16 protein-coding genes are annotated in these 15,836 nt (G+C 71.3%); 7 read left to right on the plus strand and 9 right to left on the minus strand.

Annotation, left to right across the window (positions count from 1 at the left end; genetic code table 11):
- Positions 1-2 precede the first annotated feature (2 nt).
- Positions 3-1,142: a hypothetical protein gene (locus VK923_11070; GenBank protein HSJ45210.1), complete on the plus strand. Its 1,140-nt coding sequence runs from the start codon at positions 3-5 to the stop codon at positions 1,140-1,142.
- 44 nt (positions 1,143-1,186) lie between these two features.
- Here VK923_11070 and VK923_11075 read toward each other — a convergent pair whose 3' ends face one another.
- A complete protein-coding gene (locus VK923_11075) occupies positions 1,187-1,312 on the minus strand; it encodes a hypothetical protein (GenBank protein ID HSJ45211.1) in 126 nt (41 codons plus the stop codon).
- Between the two features lie 576 nt (positions 1,313-1,888).
- Between VK923_11075 and VK923_11080 the strand changes: the two genes are divergently transcribed.
- A complete protein-coding gene (locus VK923_11080; protein ID HSJ45212.1) occupies positions 1,889-2,164 on the plus strand; it encodes an MGMT family protein in 276 nt (91 codons plus the stop codon).
- Between the two features lie 17 nt (positions 2,165-2,181).
- On the opposite strand, the gene VK923_11085 is transcribed toward VK923_11080, so the two are convergent.
- The 4 genes from VK923_11085 to VK923_11100 all read right to left on the minus strand — a co-directional run bounded on the left by VK923_11085 (position 2,182) and on the right by VK923_11100 (position 6,334).
- Positions 2,182-3,153 (minus strand): aldo/keto reductase, encoded by a 972-nt coding sequence (locus VK923_11085; GenBank protein HSJ45213.1) that lies wholly within the window; start codon positions 3,151-3,153, stop codon positions 2,182-2,184.
- Between the two features lie 527 nt (positions 3,154-3,680).
- A complete protein-coding gene (locus VK923_11090; protein HSJ45214.1) occupies positions 3,681-4,208 on the minus strand; it encodes a type 1 glutamine amidotransferase domain-containing protein in 528 nt (175 codons plus the stop codon).
- An 88-nt stretch (positions 4,209-4,296) separates the two neighbouring features.
- Positions 4,297-5,553 (minus strand): cation:proton antiporter, encoded by a 1,257-nt coding sequence (locus VK923_11095; protein HSJ45215.1) that lies wholly within the window; start codon positions 5,551-5,553, stop codon positions 4,297-4,299.
- Positions 5,554-5,626: 73 nt separating this feature from the next.
- Complete coding sequence (locus VK923_11100; GenBank protein ID HSJ45216.1) at positions 5,627-6,334, minus strand: lysophospholipid acyltransferase family protein; 708 nt, start codon at positions 6,332-6,334, stop codon at positions 5,627-5,629.
- A 629-nt stretch (positions 6,335-6,963) separates the two neighbouring features.
- Between VK923_11100 and VK923_11105 the strand changes: the two genes are divergently transcribed.
- The 5 genes from VK923_11105 to VK923_11125 all read left to right on the plus strand — a co-directional run bounded on the left by VK923_11105 (position 6,964) and on the right by VK923_11125 (position 12,276).
- A complete protein-coding gene (locus tag VK923_11105) occupies positions 6,964-7,458 on the plus strand; it encodes a hypothetical protein (protein ID HSJ45217.1) in 495 nt (164 codons plus the stop codon).
- A 148-nt stretch (positions 7,459-7,606) separates the two neighbouring features.
- Positions 7,607-8,476, plus strand: a complete 870-nt coding sequence (locus VK923_11110) for a xanthine dehydrogenase family protein subunit M (GenBank protein HSJ45218.1) — start codon at positions 7,607-7,609, stop codon at positions 8,474-8,476.
- An 11-nt stretch (positions 8,477-8,487) separates the two neighbouring features.
- Complete coding sequence (locus tag VK923_11115; protein ID HSJ45219.1) at positions 8,488-9,006, plus strand: (2Fe-2S)-binding protein; 519 nt, start codon at positions 8,488-8,490, stop codon at positions 9,004-9,006.
- On the plus strand, positions 9,003-11,369 hold the full coding sequence (locus VK923_11120; protein HSJ45220.1) for an aerobic carbon-monoxide dehydrogenase large subunit: 2,367 nt from the start codon (positions 9,003-9,005) through the stop codon (positions 11,367-11,369). Before VK923_11115 ends, VK923_11120 begins: the two co-directional genes overlap by 4 nt.
- A gap of 10 nt (positions 11,370-11,379) precedes the next feature.
- Positions 11,380-12,276, plus strand: coding sequence for an XdhC family protein (locus tag VK923_11125; protein ID HSJ45221.1), 897 nt, complete (start codon positions 11,380-11,382; stop codon positions 12,274-12,276).
- 145 nt (positions 12,277-12,421) lie between these two features.
- Here the strand turns inward: VK923_11125 and VK923_11130 are convergent, their stop codons facing one another.
- The 4 genes from VK923_11130 to thiD all read right to left on the minus strand — a co-directional run.
- A complete protein-coding gene (locus VK923_11130) occupies positions 12,422-13,486 on the minus strand; it encodes an ATP-dependent DNA ligase (GenBank protein ID HSJ45222.1) in 1,065 nt (354 codons plus the stop codon).
- 64 nt (positions 13,487-13,550) lie between these two features.
- Positions 13,551-14,438: a hypothetical protein gene (locus VK923_11135; protein ID HSJ45223.1), complete on the minus strand. Its 888-nt coding sequence runs from the start codon at positions 14,436-14,438 to the stop codon at positions 13,551-13,553.
- Complete coding sequence (gene tenA / locus VK923_11140) at positions 14,426-15,088, minus strand: thiaminase II (protein ID HSJ45224.1); 663 nt, start codon at positions 15,086-15,088, stop codon at positions 14,426-14,428. The genes VK923_11135 and tenA overlap by 13 nt, the downstream gene beginning before the upstream one ends.
- On the minus strand, positions 15,085-15,836 hold a 752-nt coding region (gene thiD, locus VK923_11145), incomplete at its 5' end, for a bifunctional hydroxymethylpyrimidine kinase/phosphomethylpyrimidine kinase (GenBank protein ID HSJ45225.1). The genes tenA and thiD, both read right to left, overlap by 4 nt.

Genomic DNA, 15,836 nt, shown 5'->3' on the forward strand with positions numbered 1-15,836 from the left:
CCATGGCTGCATCGCCCGACAACATCCTGATCCTCGGTCTGGCCAAGACCGGCAGCACCGGCCTGTACAACAACGTCAAGGCGGCGCTGGCGGCCGCGGGGCACGACTACTACTGCCTGTTCGAGCCGACTCGGCCCGACCAGCTGGACAGCATTCACCGTTACGCGCCGACGCTGCCGCTGCTGACGAAGGTCATGATCGCGCGGGAGCCGCACCTGCGCCTGCGCTACGACCTGTTCCCGCGCCGGATGACCCTGCTGCGCGACCCCCGCGACATGATCGTGAGCTTCCTGTTGGTCCGGCCCTTCATCCGCGCGGACGTACCGTGGGAGCAGGTCGAGCCGTTCGTCGAGGCGATCCGTGCCAAGGAGCGCGATCCCGCCTCGTCCTCGGTGCAGGACCTGCACCGCCTCGCCGACGACCTGGGGCTCGCTTCGTACCGGCTCGAGCGCGTCGTGGAGTTCATGGAGTGGCAGGAGTCGCCTGATCGACCGCCGCGACGTGTTCACGGTGCGCTACGAGGACTTCATCGCCGGACGCCTGGGCGCGCTGAACGCGTACCTGGGCTGGACGTCGACAAGAGCGCGGCTGCGTCACCCTGGCTCGCGCACATCCTGCGGTCGGGCGAGTCCGGCGACTGGCGGCACTGGTTCACCGAGGAGGACGTGACGGCCTACCGCCCCTACGTCACCGACTACATGAAGCGCTTCGAGTACCCGGACGACTGGGTGCTCGCCGACGATCCCGTCATCAGCTCGGAGACGGCGTCGGGTTACATCGAGGGCAAGTACCGCAGCCGACGACGGCAGCAGGCGCAGCGCCGCAACGGGCTGACCCTCGACGCCGGTGCGCCGGCGCAGCGCGACCACATGGAGCACCTGGCCGAGGACGGCCACTCGCAGGCGATGTACCGCCTGGCGAAGGCGGCGGTGGGTGGCACCGACGAGCCCGACCGCGCGTTCCGGCTGGCCCACAGGGCGGCGGTCCAGGGCCACCGGCCGGCCATGCGCCTGCTGGCCGACCTGTACCGGCGTGGCCACGGCGTCGAGGCCGACGAACGCCAGGCCGAGTTCTGGGCGTCCGTGGGCAACGGCCACGAGCGTCCACGCGGTGGGCTGCGCCGCCTCCTGGGCCGCCGCTGACGGCCGCGCGGCCCTCCGACGTCGGGCGGGCCGCGTGACCCGGGTCAGGTGCCGTCGTCGTCGACCAGGATGTCCTGCACGCCCCGGACGCAGGTGCCGCCGGCGCGCTTGGCCCGGTACAGACCGTCGTCGGCCTCGCGGTACAGCGCGACGCCGCTGCGGGCGCCCACGCGACACCCACGCTGACGGCGACCTCGAGGCCACGGAGACCGTGGCCCAGGTGGGATCCTGACACCGAGGATCCACACGCCGGTCGTTCGCGGCCGTCCCCGTCACGAGCTCCAGTCGTGGGTCCGCAGGTCACGGAGAGATCGGTGGCGTAGGCCGCCGGCGGGGTGCCGAACGGATGAGCGAGTCCGGCGTCACGAGCGGGGGTTCGAGCTCACGCCCCTCGAACGGCCTGCCGTCCGGGCCGGGGAGCGCCTCGACCTCCAGCTGCGCGGCCGGCGCAGCGCCGGGCCGGGCGATGCCGCCGGTGCGGACGACGCGGTGTCCGGCGCGATGGCGACGGTGCTCTCGGTACCCCTAGCTCGGCCGTGCACATCCGGCCAGCAGCGCGCACAGCACGACGCCGCAGACAAGGGCGGGTCGTGGAAGTCGCATCGCAGTCGTCCACCGGAGGCCGGTGTCGGTCGGCGGCGGCCGTCCGGCGATGACGCGGGCGTCGCCGGTCACGTGGGAGGAGTAGGGCCGCCGTGCCGCCGTCCACGGGGTCGTGGCCGCCCGGCGGCTGGTTGAATGGTCGTGTGGCTGACCGCCGCTTCACTGACGACGTCGAGGCCGTGCTGCGCGCGCTGCGGCCCGGCCAGATCGTGACCTACGGCGAGGTCGCGGCGGAGGCCGGACATCCCGGTGCGGCACGGGCGGTCGGGACGGTGCTGCGCACGAGCAGCGGCCTGCCGTGGTGGCGGGTCGTCGCAGCCAGCGGGCGCGTCAACCCGCACGCAGCCGTCGAGGCGACCTGGCTGCTGCGTGCCGAGGGCGTGGAGGTACGTGACGGTCGTGTGGTCCGGCGGCACTGACCCCGCCACCGTGCCGTCTACCAGGCGTAAGCCTCCGGCGCAGGCCCGCCGGGACCGGGGAAGATGTCGTCCAGCCGTTCCAGCGCCTGGTCGTCGAGCTCGACCGCCAGCGCGTCGAGGGCCGATGCGAACTGGTCCATCGTGCGCGGACCGACGATCGGGGCGGTGACGGCGGACTGGTGGCACAGCCACGCGAGTCCGACCTGCGCCGGGGCGTGCCCGAGCTCGTCGCAGAGGTCCTCGTACCGCTCGATCTGGTCGCGGTGGCGTTCGAGCAGCGAGCGCGTGCGCTCCGTCGCGGACCGTCCCTCGCGCTCCTTGCGCAGGATGCCCGCGAGCAGGCCCTGGGCGAGCGGGCTCCACGGGATGACACCGACGCCGTAGGCCTCGCACGCCGGCAGCACCTCCAGCTCCACCGTGCGCTCGAGCAGGTTGTACAGCGACTGCTCGCTGACCAGGCCGTTGAAGTGGCGTCGCCCGGCCGCCTCCTGGCCCTGCACGATGTGCCAGGCCGCATGGTTCGACGAGCCGACGTAGAGTACCTTGCCCTGCGCGACGAGCGTCTCCATCGCCTCCCAGATCTCGTCCCAGGGTGTGTTCCGATCGACGTGGTGCATCTGGTACAGGTCGACCCAGTCGGTCTGGAGGCGCCGCAGGGAGCCCTCGCAGGCCCGAATGATGTTGCGCTTGCTCAGGAACGTGTCGTTCGGCCAGTCCGACATCGACCCGTACAGCTTGGTGGCCAGGACCGTCCGCTCGCGGCGCCCGTCGCCCTTGGCGAACCAGCGTCCGATGATCTGCTCGGTCCACCCCTCGCCCTTGCGCCACCCGTACACGTTGGCGGTGTCGAAGAAGTTGACCCCGTGCTCGTGCGCGGCGTCCATGATCGCGTGGGCGGCGTGCTCGTCGGTGTGGGGGCCGAAGTTCATCGTGCCGAGACACAGGCGGCTGACCGACAGCCCGCTGCGTCCGAGGTGGGTGTCATCCACGCTGCCGTCCTCCGTCTCAGGTGCGGGGCCGATGGTACCGACGACCCCGGCCGCACCACGGCGATGCTGCGGCGCGGACTGCTCGACCGGGTCGGCGTGTCCAATCGCCCGTTCTGCTGGCTGGACGTTGACGCAATCGACCTCGCCGGCGCCCGCGCCAGCTACGAGGTCGCGTCGTCGACGGGGGCCTGGACCTGGTCGTCCTGGGCCTCGGCGTCCACGGCCCCGTCGGCCTGGACGAGCCCGGATCGGGGCCGGACACGATGACGCGCGTCGTGACGCTGACCGAGGTGTCGCGGCGCGCGTCGCTGCAGTACGGGGTGGCGGCGCCGATATCGGGGATCACGGGCGTGCGGACGCTGCTCAGATCTCGTGAGCTCTGGCTCCTCGTCACGGACCGCCACAAGCGGGCGGTGCTCGTCGGTCCGGTGACGGCCGACCTGCCCCTGTCCCTGCTCCGCACCCACGCACGCGTGACGTGCTGGGCCGATGCCGACGCGCTGCCGAGGTCGTCCGGCGCTGAGGTTTCAGGCGTTCGAGATCGCGTCGAGCAGTGCCCGCATCCACGGTCCGAGGTCGTCGGGCGTGCGCGCCGAGATCAGGTTGCCGTCGACGACCGTCTCCTCGTCGACCCAGTCGACGCCGGCGTTGACCATGTCGTCGCGGATCGCGCCGACGCTGGTCGCGCGACGTCCCTTCAGGATCCCGGCCGAGATCGGTACCCAGCCGGCGTGGCAGATGAACGCGATCGGCTTGCCGTCCTGGTCGAACGAGCGGACCAGGTCGAGCACGTGCTCGTCGCGGCGCAGCTTGTCGGGGGCGAAGCCGCCCGGCACGACCAGGGCGTCGAAGTCTTCCGCCGCCATGTCGGCGATGTCGGCGTCGGCGGCGACGGGGCCGTGCCCCTTCTTGCCGGTCACGTCGGCCCCGCCGAGGCTGGCGAGGGTCACGTCGACGTCCTCCTCGCGCAGGCGGTACAGCGGATACAGCAGCTCCATGTCCTCAAACAGGTCGGCGGCGAGGGTCAGGACCCGGGCCTCGGACAGTGCGGGCATATCGAGTGCTCCTTCGGGCTCAGTGCGACGGGGTTGAGCGTTCCCGCGCGGCACACCGATTACGCCGCCAGCGTCGCGACCGCCCGCATCAATGGGAGTCTGGGCCCTGGTGTGCCGCGCGGCGATCGGGACGGTGCTCAGCGTGCTCGTCGCTCATCGTGGCCACGTGCCTGCCGTACGCCTGCGCTGCCGGTCTGGCCGACATGCCGTGGGCGAACACGCTGAGCAGCACGGTCCAGCTCACGATTGTCACGATCTGGGACTCCACGGCGAGGTCGGCTTCCTCGACGATCAGCACTGCGAAGAGGATCGAGGCCAGCCCGCGCGGACCGAACCAGCCGACGAAGCCCAGGGTCAGGGCGCTCAGCCCGGTACCCAGAAGCGACACCGCCACCGGCACCATTCGCACGACGGTCAGACTGAGCACGGCGTACAGGACGGTCGGGACGTCACCGTCGGTCAGCGCGGGACCGGCGAGCGACGTGCCGAAGACCAGGAACGTCAGCATCGTCAGCAGCTGGCCCTCGTCCTCCGCGAAGTCGGCGGCGTGCGGGCACTGCTCACGTGCCACCTGACCGAAGGCGAGCCCGGCCACGAAGGCTGCGATGAAGCCGTTGCCACCGAACACCTCCGACAGCGCGAACGCGCAGACCGCGACCGCGAACGTCGACAGCTGGCGGAACACCCCGTCCATCCACCCGCGGCGCGCCATGCGGTCGATCACGACACCCCCGACGAACCCGACGAGCGCACCGACGAGTGTGCCGATGCCGAGCTGCATGGCGACGAACGAGACGATGCCCCGGCCGGACAGCACGCCCTCCTCACCGGCGGCCAGGCCGAGGAACAGGGTCACGAGCGGGAGCGCGATGCCGTCGTTGAGGCCGCTTTCGACCGACAGGGTCTCGCGGATGCGCACCGGCACGTCGGGGTTGGTCCCGACGGCCTGGCCGAGCGCCGCGTCGGTCGGTGCGAGCACCGCGGCCAGCAACGCCGCCTCCCACGGGAGCAGGTCGAACAGCAGCAATGCCGCCGCGGTCCCCAGCACCACGGTGCCCGGCAGGCCGACGGTCAGCAGGCGGCCCGGCAATTGCGCCTCGTGGACCAGGCGCGGCAGCCTGATCTGGATCGCATCGACGAACAGGACGAGCACCAGCGTGGCCTCCGCGAGGATGTGGACGCCCTCCTCCTCGAGACCGAGGTCGAGCACCCCGAGCCCGGCGTCGCCCAGCAGCAGACCCGCGGCGACGAACGCCATCGGCCCGGTCACCAGCGTTGACTCGAGTCGGCGCGAGACCACGCCGTACGCCACGACCAGCGCGGCGGCGATCGCGACGGACTCCATTGCGGCTCCGGGGTCGGGGTCGGTCGTGCCCCAGTCAAGCAGCGCCGTGCCGCCGGTGGCGGCATCCGCGGCCTCAGCCCCTCGTGGTCGGCGGCGTCCAGGTCACGCCGGTGGCCGCGGCGATGGCGGTCATCATCCGGTCGATGTCGACGTCGACGGCGCCCGTGGTCGTCAGCACCTCACCCCACCGCAGAAGGATGCGCGGGCGGTGCCATGGTCGCCAGCTCGCCAGCTGCGGTCCCGGGTGCGGCTCATGGATCACGCCGAGCACCTGGATGGGCACGCCGGCGGCGTGGGCGATCCGCACGGCGCCGGTCCTCGGGTAGCGCAACATGAGCTCTGGTTGCCAGCCACCCTCCGGTGCGATCCACACGCGGCCACCGCGCCTGACGTGCGCGAGCGCGTCGGCGAACGCGCCGCGGTGGGGGCGCACCGGCGTGCCCGTCGTGGTGACGACGCAGTCCGCGATCCACATCCCGCCCCGCAGAAGCGGGACCCGGTGCCACCGGGCGATCGGCCGCAGGCTGGGATCGGCGAGCAGCACGACCAGTCCGTCGATCACGTGGGGGTGGTTGGACACCACGACTGCGGGGCCCTCGAAGCGAGGGCCCTCGACGCGGATGTGCAGTCCGCTGCGCAGCGACAACCAGAACAGCAGGCGCAGCGGGGTGCGCACGATCCGCGCCAGGGGCCCGCCTCCCGGCTGGTCCAGGAGCACGTCACGGAGACCGGCGATCCGGGACGGTCCGGGCACGCCGCCGTGCTCGGCCCTGCCGCTCATGCACCTCCGTCCGATCACTGGCCCGCGGGCCAGCGTACGCGGACCTGGTAGCGGTCCTCGTCCGTCCCATCCCGCACGGCGATTTCCGCGATCCGGCGTGATGCCGTTGGATTCGACCGTTCCTTCTGCACGCACGCGGCAGGGCCTGTCGCCCTGTGTGCGTGCGCGTCGCACGCATCTGAGGTGACAGCATGGAGCGCATCACGGTCTGGTTGGCCCGGATCGGATTCCTGATCATCGCGGCCTGCACACCGGCCTGTCGTTCGATGCGATCCGCGACGTGGCCCAGAACACGGGCGCGGTCGATCCCTCGCTCGCCTGGATCGTGCCGCTCGCCGTCGACGGGATGATCGTCACCGCGACGGCGGTCCTGTGGACCGAGTCGCTGTCGGGCCGCGGCTGGCACATGTTCCCGCTCCTGGCCATCATCGGCCCGGCCGCGCTGTCGATGTGGGCCAACGTGGCTCATGCCTCGGGCACCACCCTGCTGGCTCAGGTGCTGGCCGCCGTCCCTCCCGCCGGCCTGATCCTGTCGCTCGAGCTGGTGGCCTGGCAGATCCGCCATGAGCACACCATGGCGCCACGGTTCACGCCCGCGTGGGTCGACCGCGAACGACGGTCCGCAGCGCGTGCGGGTGGCCGCCGAGGTGCCCGCCGCACGCCCGGCCCAGGCCGACGACCTCTCGCAGCGCGCTGCCAGGGCCGTCGCCGAGTACGACCGGCAGGCGGTGTTCGACCACGACATGGCCGATGACGGCGAGGTCGGCGACGCCGTGTGGGACGACGAGGTCGACGACGATGGGCGCCGGATCGTGGTGACGGGCACCACTCCACCTGCCGTCGACGGGCAGCTGCAGATCGACCGCGACGACACCGGACGACTGCTGCTCGACGTGCCTGCGCAGGCGCCAGGCAAGGAGGTCTGGACGCAGATCATCACGGCGGTCCAGCAGGCCGGGCAGGTCCCGACGCAGCGCGAACTCGCTGACGAGCTCAACGTCTCCCGGTCGCGCGTGCGCCGCGCCATCGAGCGCAACCGCGACGAGTGGAACGATCTCGTCGAACACGTCGAGGACCGCGCCGTGCAGGAGCCGGTCACCGCGGGTGGATCCCGGCGACGCTGAGGCTCAGCCTGGCTCGGCCCGGGCCTGTGCGGTCCCACACGTTTGCATCACGTGCCGGTCAGGCCTTGACGGGACCCCTCAGAGGACCGACGCTGCAGGTGGTGGGGCGACGGCGGCGCCCCAAGTTTGCGTCCTGGAGGTGGTCCGCATGCAGGTACCTGCACCGTTCGAGTACGCGCGAGCCACGAGCGTCGACCATGCGCTCGCGCTCCTCGCCGAGCGTGGTGAGGAGGCGCGGATCATCGCAGGCGGGCACAGCCTGCTGCCGATGATGAAGCTGCGCCTGGTGCGCCCGGAACTGCTGATCGACATCAACGACTGCGTCGACCTCGACCACATCACCGAGGACGGCGACACCCTGCGGATCGGTGCGCTGACGCGGCACGCCGCGCTGCTCGCATCGGACACGATCGGCCGCCTGGTGCCAATGATGGTCGACGCCGAGCACGTGATCGCCGACCCGGTCGTGCGCAACCGGGGCACGATCGGTGGCTCACTGTGCCAGGCGGACCCCGGTGAGGACCTGTCGACCGTTTGCGATGCCATGTTCGCCGAGGTCGTCATCCGCGGTCGCGACGGCGAGCGCACCGTCCCGATGGACGACCTCCACCGGGGGCCGTACGAGACAGCGGTCGAGCAGGACGAGATCATGACAGAGATCCGCATCCCGGTGCGTCCTGGCGCGGGCAGCGCCTACGAGAAGGTCGAGCGCCGCATCGGTGACTGGGCGATCGCCGCTGCCGGCGTGTCGGTCTGGATGACCAATGGCACGATCGACGACGTCGGCATCGGGTTGACGGCTGTCGGGCTGGACGACGGACTCGCTACGGCCGCGCAGGACGCGGTGCGGGGACGGGCGCCCGACGAGGACCTGTACGCGGAGGCGGGCAAGCTCGCCGCGGAGCAGTGCGATCCCGTGGACGACCAGCGTGGCTCGGCGACGTACAAGCGACATCTGACCGCGGAGCTGACGACGCGCGCACTGCGCCGTGCCGTGGAGCGCGCCCGGACCGCGTAGGAGGGAACGCGATGGATGTGACCCTGACCGTCAACGGCGTCGAGCATCAGCGCGACGTCGAGCCCCGCATGCTGCTGGTCCACTTCCTGCGCGACGAGCTCGGGCTGACCGGCACGCACTGGGGTTGTGACACCAGCAACTGCGGCACCTGCGTGGTGCTGATCGACGGCGAGCCCGTCAAGAGCTGCACGACGCTGGCGGCGATGACCGTCGGCCATGAGGTACGCACGGTCGAGGGACTCGCACAGGACGGCGAGCTCGACCCGGTGCAGCAGGGGTTCATGGAGCACCACGGGCTGCAGTGCGGGTTCTGCACCCCCGGCATGATGCTGACGGCCCGCGCGCTGCTCGACGCCAATCCCGACCCGTCAACCGCCGAGATCCGCGAGGCGATCAGCGGGCAGCTGTGTCGTTGCACCGGCTACGCGACCATCGTGCGCTCGATCCGCTGGGCCGCCGAGCACGGCGGCGGAGACGAAGCCACCACGCCCGCGACGCCCGAGGCGCAGCAGCAGGAGGTCGGATCGTGACGACGGCACCCGAGCAGGAGCGGCCCATCGGCTTCGGGCGGCTCAAGCGCAAGGAGGACCCGCGTTTCGTCCGCGGGCACGGCACCTACATCGACGACATCGTCCTGCCAGGCATGCTGCACGGCGCGATCCTGCGGTCGCCCGTCGCGCATGCCCGGCTCACCTCGATCGACACGAGCGAGGCCGTCGCGCACCCGAAGGTGCGGGCGGTGGTCACCGGCGCTGACCTCGAGCCGCTGGGCCTGGCGTGGATGCCGACGCTGTCGCACGACACCCAGTCCGTGCTGGCGACCGACAAGGTGCGCTTCCAGGGACAGGAGGTCGCGTTCGTCATCGCCGACGACCGGTACGCCGCGCGTGACGCCCTCGAGCTGATCCACGTCGAGTACGACGTCCTCGACCCCGTCATCGACCCGCACCACGCGCTCGACGAGGACGCGCCGGTCATCCGCGACGACTTGGAGGGCAAGACCGACAACCACATCTTCGACTGGGAATCGGGCGACGCCGAGGAGTGCGACCGCGTCTTCGCCGAGGCCGACGTCGTCGTCACGCAGGAGATGGTCTACCCGCGCGTGCACCCCGCGCCGCTGGAGACGTGTGGCGCGGTCGCCGACTACGACCAGATCACCGGCAAGCTGACCCTCTACGAGACGACGCAGGCACCCCACGCACACCGGACGCTGTACGCGATCGTCGCGGGCATCCCCGAACACAAGATCCGGGTCATCTCGCCCGACGTCGGTGGCGGGTTCGGCGGCAAGGTCGGCATCTACCCCGGGTACGTGTGCGCGGTCGTCGGCTCGATCCTGACGGGCAGGCCGGTGAAGTGGGTCGAGGACCGCACGGAGAACCTGACGTCGACGGCGTTCGCACGCGACTACCACATGACCGGTGAGATCGCGGCGACGCGCGACGGCACGATCCTCGCGGTGCGCACGACCGTGCTGGCCGACCACGGCGCGCACAACGGCACGGCCCAGCCGACGAAGTACCCGGCAGGGTTCTTCCACGTGTTCACCGGCAGCTACGACCTGGAGGCTGCGCACTGCAAGGTGACCGGCGTCTACACCAACAAGGCACCCGGTGGAGTGGCCTACGCGTGCTCGTTCCGGGTGACCGAGGCGGTGTACCTGGTCGAGCGGATGGTCGACCTGCTGGCCGCCGAGCTGAGGATGGATCCGGCCGAGCTGCGCATGCGCAACCTGATCCAGCCCGACCAGTTCCCCTACACCACCAGGACGGGGTGGGAGTACGACTCGGGCGACTACCCGACGACGCTGCGCAAGGCGCTGGCCATCGCCGGTTACGACGACCTGCGGCGCGAGCAGGCCGAGCGGCGCGAGCGCGGCGAGCTCATGGGGATCGGTGTGGGCTTCTTCACCGAGGCGGTGGGCGCCGGGCCGCGGCGGCACATGGACATCATGGGGCTCGGCATGGCCGACAGCTCCGAGGTCCGAGTGCACCCGACTGGCAAGGCCGTGGTGCGGCTGTCGGTGCAGACGCAGGGGCAGGGCCACGAGACGACGTTCGCCCAGATCGTGGCCGAGGAGCTCGGCATCCCACCCGAGGACATCGACGTCGTCCACGGCGACACCGACCAGACACCGTTCGGGCTCGGCACCTACGGCAGCCGGTCGACGCCGGTCAGCGGCGCCGCGGTGGCCGTCACGTCCCGCAAGGTGCGTGACAAGGCCCGCGCGATCGCCGCCGGGATGCTCGAGGTCAGCCCGGACGACCTGGAGTGGGAGAAGGGACGATTCTTCGTCAAGGGCGACCCCGACAGCGCCAAGACCATCGCCGAGATCGCGATGGCGGCCCACGGCGCGGCCGACCTGCCCGACGGCATCGAGGGCTCGCTCGAGGCGATGACCACCTACAACCCGCCGAACCTCACCTATCCCTTCGGGGCATACATCTGCGTGGTCGACATCGACCCGACGACCGGCGAGGTCACGGTCCGCCGGTTCGTCGCGGTCGACGACTGCGGCACGCGGATCAACCCGATGATCATCGAAGGGCAGGTCCATGGCGGACTCGCCGACGGCGTCGGCATGGCGCTGATGGAGCTCATCGACTTCGACGAGTCCGGCAACTGCCTGGGTAGTTCCTTCATGGAGTATCTGCTGCCGACCGCCATGGACGTGCCGGACTGGGAGACCGACTACACGGTCACCCCGAGCCCGCACCACCCGATCGGGGCCAAGGGCGTCGGCGAGTCGGCCACGGTCGGCTCGCCACCCGTGATCATGAACGCCGTGGCCGATGCGCTGTCGGTGTACGGCGTGCGTCACATCGACATGCCCGCGACGCCGTCGAAGGTGTGGGAGGCGATCCACGCGGCGACGGCCGGCGACGGCTAAGGGGGCTGACATGGCCCGGTTCGCGGTGACGGAGCGGTCCGCCGAGCTCGTCGCGGCCGGGGTACCGCACGTGCGCGCGACCGTGGTCCGCGCCGAGCACCCGACCAGCGTGCACGCCGGCGACGCGGCGGTCGTGCACGCCGACGGGACCATCGAGGGCTTCGTCGGGGGCACGTGTGCCGAATCGTCGGTGCAGGTGCACGCCCGCGCCGCGCTCGACAACGGCGAGCCCCTGCTGCTGCGGATCCTGCCCGGCGTCGAGGGCATGACCACCGAACATGGCGCGGTCACGGTGTCCAACCCGTGCCTGTCGGGCGGCGCCGTCGAGATCTTCCTCGAGCCGCTCGCACCACCCGCGCGGCTGGTCGTGGCGGGCGACACACCGATCGCCCAGGCACTGGTCGACCTGGCCGGTCCCCTCGGGTTCACCTCCGAGGCGACGACCGCTCCGATCGAGGTCGGCGCCGACGTCGCCGCGGTGGTCGTCGCGTCGCACGGCCGTGGTGAGGAGCAGGCCTTGACCGCCGCGCTCGAGGCGGGGGTGCCCTACGTCGCGTTCGTCGCCAGCCATCGGCGGGGGAGCGCCGTGCTCGACGGGCTCGACGTGGAGGACGCGGCGCGCTCGCACGTGTCGGTGCCGGCCGGGCTCGACATCGGCGCCCGCACCGCGCCCGAGATCGCGCTGTCGATCCTCGCGGAGCTGGTCGCGTCGCGCCGGTCGCAGCGGGCGGGTCTCGCCGAGGGCGTCGCGCCCGACGCCATGTCCGCGCCGCCGGGTACGGCGGTCGACCCGATCTGCGGCATGACGGTGCTCATCACCGACGACACCGTCACCGCCACGGTCGACGGCGAGACCGCGTGGTTCTGCAGCGCGGGGTGCCGGGACAGCTGGGTCGGCGCCCACTGACCGTCCGACCGTGGCAGCCGGTGCCGGTGTGCCGGTGTGGGTTGCCACGGTGGCGCGGGTGTGGCGGCTGGTGCCGGTGTGTGCCGGTTTCGGTTGCCACCGCTGGACGGTCCAACAGATCACCGCACGCAGGACAGGCTGACGGTCAGGCGCCGAAGACCTGGTCCAGCTCGGCTGGCGGGGCGACCTCCAGCTGCTCGTACGTGCAGTCCTTCGGCGGCTTGTCCGGACGCCAGCGGACGAACTTCGCCGGGTGGCGCAACCGGCCTTCGGTCAGCTGGTTGAACCCGACCTCGGCGACCCGTTCGATCCGCAGCGGGATCCAGTCCGATTCCCGCTGGCCGGACCACCGCGACGGTGCGCCCGGCATGCGCTGGGCGTCGTGCGCGGCCTCGTCGGTCCACGCCGCCCAGGGGTGCTCCGAGACGTCGTCCAGGCGCAGGTCGGCGAGCTCGTCGGCCAGCTCGACGCGCCGCTTCGCCGTGAACGATGACGCCACGCCGATGTGCTGCAGGTGGTCGTTCCGCCACAGCCCGAGCAGCAGCGACCCCACGCCATCGCCGCTCTTGTGCCAACGCATGCCGGCGACGACGACGTCGGCGGTGCGCTGGTGCTTGAGCTTGAGCTGCGCGCGGACGCCCTCGGCGTACGGGTCGGCCAGTGGCTTGGCGATGATCCCGTCCACGCCGGCGCCCTCGAAGCGCTCGAACCAGTCGGACGCCGTCGCGTGGTCATCGGTCGCGGGCGTCAGGTGCAGCGGTGGCGACACGTCGGCGAGCATCGCCTCGAGCCGCGCTCGGCGCGCACAGAACGGCGTGGCGCGCAGGTCCTCGTCACCGACCGCGAGCACGTCGAACGCGACGTACCGGGCCGGCGTGGTCTCCGCCAGCATCATGACCCGAGACGCGGCAGGGTGGATCCGCTGTCCGAGCAGGTCGAAGCTCAGGCCGTCGCCGTCGGGCACGACGAGCTCGCCGTCGAGCACCACCCGTGGCGGAAGCTGTGCGAGCAACGGATCGGCAAGTTCCGGGAAGTAGCGGTTGAAGTGCCTGCCGTGGCGCGACCACAGCTCGATCTCCTCGCCGTCGCGGAAGACCATGCACCGGAACCCGTCCCACTTCGGCTCGAACAGCCAGCCCTCGTCGGCGGGCAGCTTCACTGCATTCTTGGCGAGCATCGGCGAGATCGGCGGCATGACCGGTAGCTGCATCGCGACGCTTTCGGATCGGACCGGACCCACCGTGCGGCGCCCCGACGGCGGGCTCATGCGGCACTCATGGTAGACGCCGGGCCCGGCCGTCGGGCGGCGACAGCGCGCCGACCGCCGCGTCGGCGGCGAGGCGGACGACGGCACCCGCATCGTCTTCTCCGGCGATGACGAACGGGCACGTGGTCACCTCCGCGTCGAACACGTCCGCCAGCAGCGACGTTGTGGCCTGGCGTCTCCGTTGCACCCGCGCGTCGTGGGCGTAGGCGTCGGCCTCGGCCTCGTTGGCGCCGAAGTCATCGATCACCGCGACCCGGTCTCGCGTTCCCACGATGTCCACCACGGGGCTCCAGAACGCGGAGCTCCGCTTGTGGCAGCCGACGTCGGCGGAGTTCGCCACGAGCACGGCCCGCTCCTGGCTAGGCGCGTCGGACGGCCGTGCAGGCGGGTCGGCATGGCTTCCAGGTGTGTCGGGACGGACGGCGACCGCGTCGACATCGAGGTGTGCAAGTTGGCCGACGATGTGTGCGGTCGCCTCCGCGTAGTGGTCGGTGGCCACGACCACGGCCGTGCGCGGGAGGTCGACGAGTCGGTGCAGGCACGGCCGCCATGCGTCGTCGATGGTTGATGCCGCGAAGTAGCGGTCGGCGAACCGCTGGACAGCGTTGCGCACCGTTGCGTCGTCAACGGCGGTGTCGCCCTCCCGCAGGTGCGTCACCGCCGCGGCGGACAGCACGGTCACGTAGCCCTCGGTCGTCGTGCTGCCGCGGGACCACGTCGGGACCACGAGCGCGTCCCAGAACACCTCCGGCGACGCGATGCCGAGGTTGGCCAGACCCGAGCGCCGCAACTCGTCCGAGAGGCGCGCCTGGGCGGCGAACCTCGCCGCACCGAGGCTCAGCGTGCCGGAGAAGTCGAGGACCGCCAGTCCGTCGGCGGCGCCTACGGTGGCCACCGTTCCATCCGGTACGCGCTGTCCCAAAATATCCACTCCAGCCGGCTCGACGTGACATACGCCGACCGCATGGCGTCACGGGCGGTCTCGCTGGCTGCGGCGGCGACCTCGTCGGTGATGGCGATGGCGCGGTCGACCGCTGCGGCGAAGTCCACGCCGGCGTACGTGTCGATCCACCGGCGGTACGGGTTGTCGGGCGCCGCCCGTCGGTGGATGGCGTTGCCCACCTCACGGTAGATCCAGAAGCACGGCAGCAGCGCCCCGACGGCCTCTTCGAGGCTGCGGTGCGCTGCGGTCGCCACCAGGAAGTTCGTGTAGAAGGCGCACGTCGGCGACTGCTCGAGTCCTTCGGGAACGCCGAACTCCTCGAAGTAGGACTCGTGCAGCGCACGCTCGACCATGACGGCGCCCTCGGCGAAGCGCAGGTGGTCGAGCATCGTCGCCACGTCACCCGAGCGCGCCCCGACGATCGCGAGGGCGCGGGCGAAGTCCGTCAGGTACAGCGAGTCCTGAAACATGTAGAAGCGGAACCGGTCACGGTCCAGTGTGCCGGCGGCGAGTTCGACGTTGAACGGCAGTCGCAGGATCGCGTCGTACACCGGTGTCGCGGCGTTCCACAGATCGGCGGTGAACGCGCGCCCGGCGGTCATGGCTCCCGCCACAGCCGCGCGAAGTGGTGGACCGGCCCGTGACCCGACCCCACGCGCATGGCGGCGCCAGCGCGGATCGCGTCGGTAATGTAGGTCTTGGAGCCGTCGATCGCGAGCTCAAGGGGCGCGCCGCGGGCCAGGAACGCGGCGATCGCCGACGACAGCGTGCATCCCGTGCCGTGGGTGTTCGGCGTGTCGATCCGTATTGCGTCGAGGTGCCGCACAGCATCGGTGCGAGCGTCGTAGCTGACGTCCCGGCTGTGGGTGTCGTCCAGGTGCCCGCCCTTGAGCAGGACCGCCCGCGGCCCCAGCGCGGCCAGCGCCTTGGCGGCCCGTTCCATGTCCTCGACGGTGTCGATGGCCTCGCGGTCGAGCAGGACGGAGGCCTCGGGCAGGTTCGGCGTGATGACGGTCGCCATGGGCAGCAGTCGGTCGCGCAGCGCTGCGATCGCGTCGTCCTCGAGCAGGACGTCGCCGCTCTTGGCGACCATCACCGGGTCGAGCACGACGTTGCGCGCCGCGTGGCGCTCGAGCCCGGTTGCGACTGCCTCGATGATGGCGCTGTTCGAGAGCATGCCGATCTTGACCGCGGCGATCTCGATGTCGTCGAACACCGCGTCGAGCTGCGCGGTCACGAAGGCCGGCGGCACCTCGTGGATCGCGGTCACCGCGCGGGTGTTCTGCGCGGTCAGCGCGGTGATCACCGAGCAGCCGAAGGTGCCGAGGGCTGCGAACGTCTTGAGGTCGG

This window comes from Euzebyales bacterium, from assembly GCA_035461305.1.
GTDB lineage: Bacteria > Actinomycetota > Nitriliruptoria > Euzebyales > JAHELV01 > JAHELV01.